Origin of the sequence: Variovorax sp. PCZ-1, assembly GCF_018413605.1 — a bacterium.
Taxonomy (GTDB): Bacteria; Pseudomonadota; Gammaproteobacteria; order Burkholderiales; family Burkholderiaceae_C; genus JANMDU01.
The window spans coordinates 666,227-676,460 of the sequence record NZ_JAHCDN010000002.1; the positions used below are offsets into that span (position 1 = coordinate 666,227).

The following is a 10,234-nucleotide window of genomic DNA, read 5'->3' on the forward strand; positions in this document are numbered from 1 at the left end:
CATCTATGTTTGACAAACTTGTGCATTCCGCCATGGGCAATCGGCTCATGGTGATGATTCTGGCCGCTGTGCTTTTGATTTTTGGGGCGCTGTCGCTCGTCAAAATGCCAGTGGATGTGTTCCCTGACCTCAACAAACCCACCGTCACGCTGCAAGCCGAAGCCGGCGGCATGGCTCCCGAAGAAGTGGAGCAACGCATTACTTTGCCGCTGGAAACCGCCATGAGCGGTATGCCCGGTGTGGAGAGTGTTCGCTCTGTCTCCAGCGTGGGCTTGGCCTTTGTATATGTGACGTTTGACTGGAAGACGGATATTTTCCGCGCTCGTCAAATGGTCGGCGAGCGGCTATCTTCTGTGCGCGAGCAATTACCCAGCGATGTGGAGCATGTGGGCATGGGCCCGATCAGTTCCATCATGGGCGAAATCATGCTCGTGGCAATGCCTGTGGACACCAGCAAGACCACGCCGATGGCTGTGCGCGAGTTTGCTGATTTTTTGATGAGGCCTCGCTTGCTCACGATTCCCGGCATCGCGCAGGTGATTCCTATCGGCGGCGAAGTGCGCCAATACCAAGTGCAGCCTGATACAGCACGGATGGCCGCCTTGGGCATCACACTGGAGCAGATAGAAGCCGCTGTGCGCGGCTTTTCTAGCAATTCTAGCGGTGGCTTTTTGGAGCTGAATGGCCGTGAATACTTGATTCGGAACATCGCGCAAACCACACGCTTGGAAGATTTGCAAAAGCTACCTGTGGCCTTCCGCAATTCACAAGCCATCCAGCTCGCGCAAGTCGCGCAGGTCACGTTCGCGCCAGCGATCAAGCGCGGCGATGCTGGCTTGAACAGCAAACCTGCGGTGATCATGGGCATCCAAAAGCAGCCAGATGCAGACACCGTGAAGCTCACCAAGCAGGTGGAGGTGGCTTTGGCCGAGCTGAGCAAAGGCCTGCCCGCTGGCATGGGACAGCCGCAGGTGACGATGCGCCAAGCCACCTTCATCGAAACCTCGATCAGTACGCTGCAAGGCAAGCTGATGGCCGCTGGCGTGATCGTGGCGCTGATCCTGTATCTGTTTTTGCAGAACGCCCGCACCACCATCATCTCGCTCACAGCCATTCCCATTTCTATGGCGATCACGCTGCTGATCTTCAATTACTTCGGCCTCGGCATCAACACCATGACGCTGGGTGGCTTGACAATTGCCATTGGCGAGCTGGTCGATGATGCGGTGGTGGGTGTGGAGAATGTACTACGCCGCCTCAAGATGCAGCGCGAATCAACAGACAAGCCCCACATCGGCCCTTTGGAGCTGATTGCTAAAGCCACGCTGGAGGTGCGCTCTGGCATTGTGATCGCCACAGTGATCATCGTGCTGGTGCTGATTCCTTTGTTTTTCTTGCCCGGCATTGAAGGCCGCTTGATGCAGCCGTTGGCGGTGGCGTATATCGTCTCGCTGCTGGCTTCGATGATCGTCTCAGTGACGCTCACGCCAGTGATGGCTTTTTATCTTCTGCCGAAGATGAAAAATCTGGATCATGGCGACACGCGGGTGCAAGCTTGGGTCAAAGGCCGCTACAAAGCTGCGCTGGCTTTTGTGCTGCGTGCGCCGCGCGTATGGCTAGCCGCAGGCGCAACAGCGGCTGCTCTCTCCGCAGTTGCTGTGCCGTTTTTTGCCACCACATTTTTGCCACCTTTTAACGAAGGCGTAGCACTGGTAGGCATCCGCCTCAACCCCGGAACTACTCTTAGCGAATCGGTGCGCATCGGTGCGATTGCAGAAAAGGCGATTGCGGGTGTGCCTGAGGTAGAAAATGTGGGTCGCCGATCTGGCCGTGCTGAGTTGGATGAGCATGCCGAAGGTGTACATGTGTCTGAGCTAGATGTAAAGCTCAAACGCAGTGAGCGAAGTATTGAAACTATCTATGCCGATATTCGCTCGCGACTAGCTAGCCTGCCGGCAGCGATTGGCTTGGGGCAGCCCATCAGCCACCGCATTGATCACATGCTCTCTGGCGTGCGCACGCAAATCGCTATCAAGATTTTTGGTGATGATCTGGATACGCTGCGTGCGCAAGCGGAAAGCCTGCGAGTCAAGCTCTCCACCGTGCCCGGCGTGGTGGATTTGGAAGTGGAAAAGCAGGTGCTCACGCCGCAAATCAAGATCAATGTGCATTACGACAAAGCGCTTGCCGTGGGTTTGCCGCCTGCCAAGCTGCTCAAAGAGCTACAAATGATGGTCGATGGTGAGCGCATCACACAAGTGGTAGAAGGTAATCGACGCTTCAATCTGGTGATTCGCCTGCCCGATACGGCGCGCGGTATGGACGGCCTGCGCGGCTTGATGATTGATACACCAGCGGGGCGCGTACCACTGGCAACACTCGCCACAGTTGAGGAGTCGGACGGGCCCAATCAGATCAGCCGCGATGATGGCCGCCGCCGCATCGTGATTGCAGCCAATACCCAAGGCCGCGCCATGAGCGATGTAGTGGCTGATTTGCGCACGATTTTGGCTGACACCAAAATGCCAGAGGGGTATTTCACCACCATTGGCGGCCAATTCCAAGCGCAAGAAGATGCCTCGCGTTTGATTGGTTTGCTCTCCATCATTTCTGTGGCGGTGATCTTTCTGATTTTGTATTCCCGCTATCGCTCTGCTGTGCTCTCAGCCATCATCATGGCCAATATTCCGCTGGCTTTGGTGGGCGCGGTGATTGGCTTGTGGCTTTCAGGCCAGCCTTTATCAGTCGCGGCTTTGGTGGGCTTCATCACGCTCTCAGGTATTGCCATTCGCAACGGTATTCTCAAAGTTTCTCATTACGTGAATCTTTGCGCTTTTGAAAATGAGAAATTCAACGATGCAATGTTGATGCGCGGCTCTATGGAGCGGCTAACGCCTGTTCTCATGACGGCTTTGGTGGCAGCTTTAGCGCTTGCGCCTTTGCTTTTTGAAGCCGATATGCCGGGCACAGAAATTTTGCACCCCGTGGCCGTAGTGATTTTCTCTGGCCTGATTACCTCAACATTGCTCGATTCATTCCTCACGCCAGCGATGGTCAAAGTGTTTGGTCAAAAGGCTGTGGAAGCTCTGGCCAATTCGTCTAACGATGAGGCTTTCTGATCAGGAGTACGCCATGTATCTGGTTCTCAAATTTGCAATCAGCGCAGCATTGATCGTTGCGATATCTGAGCTGGCCAAACGCAGCCTGTGGCTGGCAGCGCTGTTGGCGGCTTTGCCGCTCACATCGCTGCTGGCTTTTGCCTGGATGCATCACGAGGGAGCCAGTTTGCAAAGCATCAGCCAGCTCTCGCGAGATATTTTCTGGCTGGTCTTGCCATCCCTCGCTTTGTTTCTACTTTTACCTTTTCTGATTGGCAAAGGATGGTCGTTTTGGTCATCCCTGTCAGCCTCATGTGCTGTGACCGCGTTGCTCTATGGCGCGACAGCCGCATTACTCCGTTTTTTCTCAACCTCCCCCAACCCTTAAAAGGAACACACCATGAAAACATCTCTCATCCTCGCTGCTGCACTGGCACTGTCTGGCATCGCCTATGCCGCTGGTGACAAGCACGATCACAGCGCCAAACACGGCGGCATTGTTGTCGAAGTCAAAGACATGGATTATGAAATCGTGGCTAAGACTGATCTGATGCAGATTTACGTGAGCGATCACGGAAAATCTGCCAAGCTCGATGGCGCGAAAGCTAAAGTGACTCTGCTCAACGGCAGTGAAAAGAGCGAAGTTGAGCTGCAACCCGCTGGCGATAAATTCGAGGCCAAGGGCGCATTCAAGGTGGCTAAAGGCACCAAAGGAATTGCTTTGATCACGCTCGCAGGAAAGAGCGCAACTACCGTGCGCTTTGAAGTGAAGTAAGCATTCAGCAATAGACGACAGACGTAAAAAAAGCGGCATACTTGCCGCTTTTTTGTTGCGTTACTGAGCGATCAGTTTGCGCCGTTGTATTGAAATGCAGCTGCCTTATCAGTTGCACTCATGCCAAGCAGTTCTTGACGAACTTGCTCGCGGGTTTTTGCAGGCTCTGTCGCCTTTGTAGGCACAGCCATGCCCAGATTCAAGAAGCGGATTGAGCCATCTTTGCGAGCAGCATCCAGTTCAGCCAGCACTTGAGCGCGGGTTTTGGTGCTCTGGAAGTGATCCCAGTGTGTGGTGAAACCTGCATCAGTATTAGCTGGATGGTAAACACCAGAGGCCATGCTGACGGCTGGCAAAGCCATGGCAAAACCGACGATGGCGAGGGACAAAGTAGAACGAACTTTCATGAAAAACTCCATTTGATGAAATGTCTTCTGGCTTTTGCTGAAGACCCGTGCAACATCGCACTGGTATGAACTTTATGCTTCTCACGCCGTCAAACAGCCGTCTGAAAAATGACAATTTCGTTATTTTTCGGTTGAACAAAAAGACTTTGAAATTCCCATGAAAATTTTGATTGTTGAAGATGAGAAAAAGCTGGCTAATTATCTGCGCCAAGGCTTGATACAAGAAGGCTACCAAGCCGATGCTGTACACAATGGTATCGATGGCCTGCATGAAGTGACGACCAATCATTACGACTTAATGGTGCTGGATGGCAACCTTCCCGGCATTGACGGTATGGGCGTATTGGCAGCGCTTCGGCAAACCCATCAATTGCCGGTGTTGATGCTGACTGCGCGCAGCAGTGTGGAAGATCGCGTCAAAGGGCTCACGATGGGCGCGGATGATTACTTGGTCAAGCCCTTCGTGTTCTCTGAGCTTCTGGCGCGCATCCAAGCCCTGCTTCGCCGCAGCGATCCGGCTCGCCAGCAAACCACCAGCAACGAATATGTGGTGGCAGATTTGCGTTTGGATTTTGTCAAGCGCAAGGTTTTTCGAGGCGAGAAGCGTTTGGATCTCACGTCCAAAGAATTTTTACTGCTCACAGTATTAATGCAGCGAAGTGGTGAAGTGATCTCGCGTACAGAGCTGGCGCAGCAAGTCTGGGATATGAATTTTGACAGTGATACCAATGTGGTGGAGGTTGCCGTGAGGCGGCTGCGGCTGAAAGTAGAAGATGGCTTTGACTCACCCTTGATTCACAATGTGCGCGGCATGGGATACGTGCTTGAGCCTCGCGACAACAAAGCCGAATCGAGTAAAAAGTAATGCCAGATTTTCGCAGCCTCAGCAAACGCTTGCTCGTTTGGCAAATTATTCTGTCAGTCACCACGCTGACTGCGCTATGCAGTGTGGTGTACATTTTTTTGGCTGTCTCGCTGGAAAACAAGCAAGAGAACGTGCTTCAACAAAACATGGCGGTAGTGCAGCACTTGGTGATGGAAGCCAACAAACACAAATCCACTGATGAATTGGTTCACAAGCTTGATGATTTGCTGTTTTCCAACGATGAACTCAGCGTGAGCTTGCGAGCTGCACAAGGCACTCAACTCTACGAGAAAGAGCGCGTCTATCAGCAAAATGCAGTGCTCAAACGAGGCCAGTCTTTTATTACGACTGAGAGCTGGGGCAGCGTGGAAGTGAATCTACAGCTTGACATCAAAGCAGATCGTGAGTTGAAAGAGAAGTTTGCTTGGCTGCTAATTGCAGTTGCAGTGATCGGCTCCACACTCGTGGCATCGCTGGGCTATTGGATCAGCCGCGCTGGACTGAAACCTCTGCGCTTGCTCACACAGCAAACTCAGCGAATATCCGCATCTGATCTGGATGCGCGCCTGGACAGCTCGGTGCAGCCCTTGGAGATTCAAGGCTTGGTAGCGCAATTCAACGCCTTGCTCACTCGTCTGCAACAATCCTACGTGCAAATGGAAGACTTCAATGCCAATGTGGCGCATGAGCTGAAAAACCCAATTGCCACCCTGATTGCCTCTCACGAGCTGGCGCTTCGCTCCGGTACGCGTGATGATGCGCAGACAGAATATCTGGCTTCCAATTTAGAAGAATTGCAACGCATCTCCGCTATCGTGAACGACATGCTTTTCATGTCGCGCGCAGACAGCGGATCGCTGGCACGCACGGTCTGGGTTGAAAATTTGGCGGTTCTGGCGCAATCTGTGGTCGATTATTACGAAGCAAGCGCCGCAGAAGCTGATGTAACTTTGCTGGTGCAAGGTGATGGCGGTGCGCATGTGGATACTGGTTTGTTCAAACGTGCGCTTTCCAATCTTGTGTCTAACGCTATACGCCATGCAGACAAGCACTCCACGATTCTGATCAAGGTAGACAAGCATGCCGAACTGCCGACTTGGATGCGTGTTCGCGTGACCAATGTTGGCTCAGATGTCAGCGAGGCTGATTTACCTAAAATCTTTGAAAGATTTTTTCGAGCAACCACAACCATGGATAGTCCACGAGATCATCATGGATTGGGCTTGGCGATAGTCAGCGCCGTGGCAAAAATGCATGCGGGTAAAACATTCGTATCGCATCAAAATGGTGTGTTTGAAATCGGCTTTGAATTTCCAATAGGTTAATGAGTGCTGATTCGCACAAGCCACTATTTAGGGCGTAAAAAAAGCGGCTGGTGTGCCGCTTTTTTACTGGTTTCGGAAGATCAGCCCAAAATCATTTTCTAGATCAACCGCCCGTGAAGAGCTTCTTGTATTCAGCTTCTTCTTTTGGGGTCATTTTGGGGCTGGGCTTTGCAGTCGTTTTGTCAATACCGTCCACATGAACCCATTTGCCATCGCGGTACTCGATTTTGTGGCCTTCATTGATCCAGCCGCGCTCACCGCCAACATAACGCCAGCCATCGGGCGACACTTTGCCAGCACCGAAATCACGCGCCAGCTTGGCTTCAGCTTGTACTTGGGCGCGCGTTTTGTCGGATTTGAAATGCTCGGGTACAAACACGTAACCGGCATCGCCACCTTTTGAGTGCCAAACGGTGTCTGCAACGGCAGCGCCAGAGAATGCCAACGTAGCCAGTGAAACAGCTGCTGTCGTTGCCAAGAGTTTACGAATCGTCATGATGATGTCCTTTAACAAATAACCACTAATCACACACTGAGAATCAGTTTTGTGATGACACAAGGTTTGTGTCATGAGTGTTAATGTAGAGAACGTAGCGCGACAGTTAGATGGCACTTGAATGACAAGTTTGTTATTTTCAGCTCAATACGGCAATCAGTGCTGATGCCCCTGATGGCTATTGCTTTCTTCAGCTTTTTGGGGCGAAAAATTACAGCCATCCTCGCTGTGTTCGCAGGCCACCAACTCGCATTGAATCGTCGTGTGCAAAACATTGAAGAGCTCAGCAACAGTTTGTTGGATTTTTTCAATCAGTACAGCAGGCTGGGTATCTGCTGCGTGAACGACGTGCACTGTCATGCTGTTTTTTCCACTGGTCAGCACCCACACATGCAGATCATGCAAGCTGGTGATGCCAGGTATCGCTAGGATCGCCTTAGACACATCATCGAGCGACAAGCCCTCCGGCGTGCCTTCAAGCAGAATATTCAAACTTTCTTTGAGCAAGACCCATGTGCGTGGCAAGACCCACAGGCCAATAGCGGCAGCCACCAAGGAATCCACCCAAATCCAGCCGGTGAAATAGATCACGATGGCAGCAATGATCACGCCCAAAGAGCCCAGCATATCGCTCCACACTTCAAGGTATGCACCCTTGATGTTCAAGCTGCTGTCTTTGTCTGCGCTGAGCAAGCGCATGCTGATCAAATTGATAATTAAGCCGAGTGACGCAACCACCAACATGCCCACTGTCTGCACTTGCGCAGGATTTCTAAAGCGCTGGTAGGCTTCAAACAAAATATAAAAGGCAACAGCAAAAAGCAATATGGCATTGAACGCGGCTGCCAAAATCTCAAAGCGGTGATAGCCATAGGTGTGCTTCGCATCAGCAGGCCGCTTAGCAATCCTCACAGCCGCCAAAGCAATGGCCAGCGCGGCAGCGTCTGTGAACATATGCGCAGCATCGGCCAGCAAAGCCAAGCTGTTGAGCACGATGCCAGCAATGGCTTCAGCGATCAAAAAAGTGCTGGTTAATCCCAGCGCGATCCACAAAGTGGTCTCTTTTTTGTTTTCTGGAATGGCGTGCGTATGGTCTGAACCCATGATTTTTATGACCTCGTGTTTGAATGCTGAGCATACATTAAGAGCACCCAACGGACAGGTCGAGTTACGAAGCATCGGCTCCAAGGCTAAGCCGATGCCCCACATCTAGAGTTATGGTTTCAATTGTACCTACTGAAATTCGGTTTTTGACAAACACTTGACCTTCAAGTAGCTTTAAGGTTTTTACTTCATTATCTTCATTTTTAAAGCGATTTTTATGTCCGCCCATTGTCATTCCGATAGCTGTACCAGCAGCCAAGCCACCGATCCGCGCTACCGCAAGATTCTTTGGATCGCTCTTGCGCTCAATTTTGCGATGTTTGTCGTAGAACTTGCTGCTGGCTTGGCATCTGGTTCGGTCTCCTTGCTGGCCGATTCCATTGATTTCTTTGGGGATGCGGCGAACTACGGCGTATCTCTCGCAGTACTCACCATGGCGCTGGCTGTACGCGCCAAAGCGGCGCTTTTAAAAGCCGCTTGCATGCTGGGCTTTGGCCTCTTCGTCTTGGGCAAAGCGGCTTGGTCTGCTCGCACTGGCGTGCCGCCAGAGGCGCTCACCATGGGCATCGTAGGCTTTGCTGCACTGTGCGTGAACATCGGTGTTGCCGCAATGCTCTATGCCTACCGTAATGGCGATGCCAATATGCAATCCGTTTGGCTGTGTTCACGCAATGATGCCCTGTCAAATATGGCAGTTATCCTCGCTGCATTTGGCGTGTTTGGCACTGCCAGCGCATGGCCAGATTTGGTTGTAGCCAGTGTCATGGGCCTATTGGCCATCAGTTCCGCTTTCACTGTATTCAAATCAGCTCGCAAAGAGCTTGCTACTGGAGAGAAGCATGCTGCGCACAGTCACTGACCAACATATGAACAGGCCATCTGCCGCCAACAAACAAGTTGTCTGGCTTTTAGAGCAAGCCTTGAAAGAGCCACGGCACTCACCTGATGCATGGCCTTGGTTGGAAGCAGCACATATCGTCGGTCAAACGCGCTTTGTTCTCCATGGCCGTGTGCATCTACACATGCTCTCTCGCGCTTGGGCTGAGCGTGCATGGCACGAGGTGTTCGCGCAATTGCTACGTCTAGCCCTCGTTCCGTTGGGGCATCTGCTTCAACGCCTGCCACTTGGCAATCCGGGCAGCAGCAGAGTCGGCGCGTTAGTCCCGATGCCTGTACCCGTGCATTTGACTCTCTTGATTGAGCAAAGTCGTGCCATTCTCGTGAAAGAAAGCAAATGAAGATTCGCTTAACCAGTGTTTATGACTACCCACACCACGAATTTGTAGAACTGTTACGGGGCACAGAGAGTTTCCGTTTCATCACTTGGCCAATATTGAGCTTTCAGCCAGCGAGTGGTATTTGGCCTGAGCGCTGGGAAATCGGTCGTGATGTGTTTCGCTTTCGTCTTTTTGGAATCTTGCCAGTGGGCAGTCAGCAGATCAGTATTAGCAACCCGAGCAACGGCTTTGCGTCAGATGGCAGCGTCGTGCTGCGTGATGATGGAAGCGGTACATTGATGCAGCGCTGGGATCATTGGATAACTACAAAATCGCTGGGTGATAACCAAACGCTTTACGTCGATGAAGTTGAAGTGCATGCGCGTTATCTCCCCTTGGTCTTCACGCCGTTCTGCGCTCTTTTTGCTTTAGCGTTCTACGCACATCGGCAGCGGCGCTGGAAGAAGTACCTACTGCACAAAAAGCATCCACAATGCAACGCGGGCTCTTGAGCACTAATCAGCGACCATTTGTAGCGAGTGTTGCAATTATTGGGCACGGCTGCTCCTTTCCTGTGTGTTCGCATTCATGGATGAGATGCGTCAACGCCTTTTTCATGCGGTTCAAATCAGCCAACTTGACTTGTATTTCATCGAGCCGCCGACCTGCAATATGTCTAATTGAAACGCGATCAAGGCCATCCTCCAGCGACAGCAATTCAGACACCTCGTCCAAAGAAAACCCCAGCTCTTGGGCCCGCTTGATAAAGCGAATGCGGCTGACCAGTGATACCGGGTAGTACCGATAAGAACCGGAGGCTTCCGGCACTGGAAGCAGGCCACGCTGTTGGTAATAGCGAATGGTTTCAACACCCACGCCTGCCGATTTGGCTAACTTGCCGATGGTCATTGCTTCTGTAGGCATGAGATTCATAAATATTTGACCAA

The 10,234-nt window shown here is 51.9% G+C and carries 13 protein-coding genes; 8 read left to right on the top strand and 5 right to left on the bottom strand.

The annotated features are described in order from the left end of the window. Positions 1–5: 5 nt before the first annotated feature. Genes KIH26_RS13320 through KIH26_RS13330 form a run of 3 tightly spaced genes read left to right on the top strand, consistent with a single transcriptional unit; the run spans position 6 to position 3,873 of the window. Positions 6–3,119, top strand: a complete 3,114-nt coding sequence (locus KIH26_RS13320) for an efflux RND transporter permease subunit (RefSeq protein ID WP_213445942.1) — start codon at positions 6–8, stop codon at positions 3,117–3,119. 13 nt (positions 3,120–3,132) lie between these two features. Then, positions 3,133–3,486, top strand: coding sequence for a DUF3147 family protein (locus KIH26_RS13325; RefSeq protein WP_213445944.1), 354 nt, complete (start codon positions 3,133–3,135; stop codon positions 3,484–3,486). A 12-nt stretch (positions 3,487–3,498) separates the two neighbouring features. Further along, positions 3,499–3,873 carry a hypothetical protein gene (locus KIH26_RS13330; RefSeq protein WP_213445946.1) on the top strand — a complete coding sequence of 125 codons (375 nt, stop codon included), beginning with the start codon at positions 3,499–3,501 and terminating at the stop codon, positions 3,871–3,873. A 71-nt stretch (positions 3,874–3,944) separates the two neighbouring features. On the opposite strand, the gene KIH26_RS13335 is transcribed toward KIH26_RS13330, so the two are convergent. Further along, on the bottom strand, positions 3,945–4,280 hold the full coding sequence (locus KIH26_RS13335) for a DUF4148 domain-containing protein (protein WP_213445948.1): 336 nt from the start codon (positions 4,278–4,280) through the stop codon (positions 3,945–3,947). 157 nt (positions 4,281–4,437) lie between these two features. Here KIH26_RS13335 and KIH26_RS13340 point away from each other — a divergent pair, with 157 nt between their 5' ends. Beyond that, entirely contained in the window at positions 4,438–5,145 is a 708-nt protein-coding gene (locus KIH26_RS13340; protein ID WP_213445950.1) for a heavy metal response regulator transcription factor, read from the top strand. Beyond that, positions 5,145–6,470, top strand: a complete 1,326-nt coding sequence (locus KIH26_RS13345; protein ID WP_213445952.1) for a heavy metal sensor histidine kinase — start codon at positions 5,145–5,147, stop codon at positions 6,468–6,470. The genes KIH26_RS13340 and KIH26_RS13345 overlap by 1 nt, the downstream gene beginning before the upstream one ends. Positions 6,471–6,573: 103 nt before the next feature. On the opposite strand, the gene KIH26_RS13350 is transcribed toward KIH26_RS13345, so the two are convergent. From KIH26_RS13350 to KIH26_RS13360, 3 genes are all read right to left on the bottom strand, one after another. Beyond that, positions 6,574–6,966: a DUF4148 domain-containing protein gene (locus KIH26_RS13350; protein ID WP_213445954.1), complete on the bottom strand. Its 393-nt coding sequence runs from the start codon at positions 6,964–6,966 to the stop codon at positions 6,574–6,576. A 156-nt stretch (positions 6,967–7,122) separates the two neighbouring features. Beyond that, the gene (locus KIH26_RS13355) at positions 7,123–8,070 is read right to left on the bottom strand and encodes a cation diffusion facilitator family transporter (protein ID WP_213445956.1); all 948 of its coding nucleotides are present in this window, start codon (positions 8,068–8,070) and stop codon (positions 7,123–7,125) included. Between the two features lie 64 nt (positions 8,071–8,134). Beyond that, the gene (locus KIH26_RS13360) at positions 8,135–8,299 is read right to left on the bottom strand and encodes a hypothetical protein (RefSeq protein WP_213445958.1); all 165 of its coding nucleotides are present in this window, start codon (positions 8,297–8,299) and stop codon (positions 8,135–8,137) included. Between KIH26_RS13360 and KIH26_RS13365 the strand changes: the two genes are divergently transcribed. The 3 genes from KIH26_RS13365 to KIH26_RS13375 are packed head-to-tail and all read left to right on the top strand — an operon-like array spanning position 8,288 to position 9,799. Continuing rightward, positions 8,288–8,929 carry a cation efflux transmembrane domain-containing protein gene (locus tag KIH26_RS13365; RefSeq protein WP_213445960.1) on the top strand — a complete coding sequence of 214 codons (642 nt, stop codon included), beginning with the start codon at positions 8,288–8,290 and terminating at the stop codon, positions 8,927–8,929. The two genes, KIH26_RS13360 and KIH26_RS13365, sit on opposite strands and share 12 nt — an antisense overlap. Further along, positions 8,910–9,308, top strand: a complete 399-nt coding sequence (locus KIH26_RS13370; protein ID WP_213445962.1) for a DUF3703 domain-containing protein — start codon at positions 8,910–8,912, stop codon at positions 9,306–9,308. Before KIH26_RS13365 ends, KIH26_RS13370 begins: the two co-directional genes overlap by 20 nt. After that, on the top strand, positions 9,305–9,799 hold the full coding sequence (locus KIH26_RS13375; RefSeq protein WP_213445964.1) for an Rv1443c family protein: 495 nt from the start codon (positions 9,305–9,307) through the stop codon (positions 9,797–9,799). The genes KIH26_RS13370 and KIH26_RS13375 overlap by 4 nt, the downstream gene beginning before the upstream one ends. A gap of 7 nt (positions 9,800–9,806) precedes the next feature. On the opposite strand, the gene KIH26_RS13380 is transcribed toward KIH26_RS13375, so the two are convergent. Next, the gene (locus KIH26_RS13380) at positions 9,807–10,220 is read right to left on the bottom strand and encodes a MerR family transcriptional regulator (protein ID WP_213446082.1); all 414 of its coding nucleotides are present in this window, start codon (positions 10,218–10,220) and stop codon (positions 9,807–9,809) included. Between the last annotated feature and the right edge of the window lie 14 nt (positions 10,221–10,234).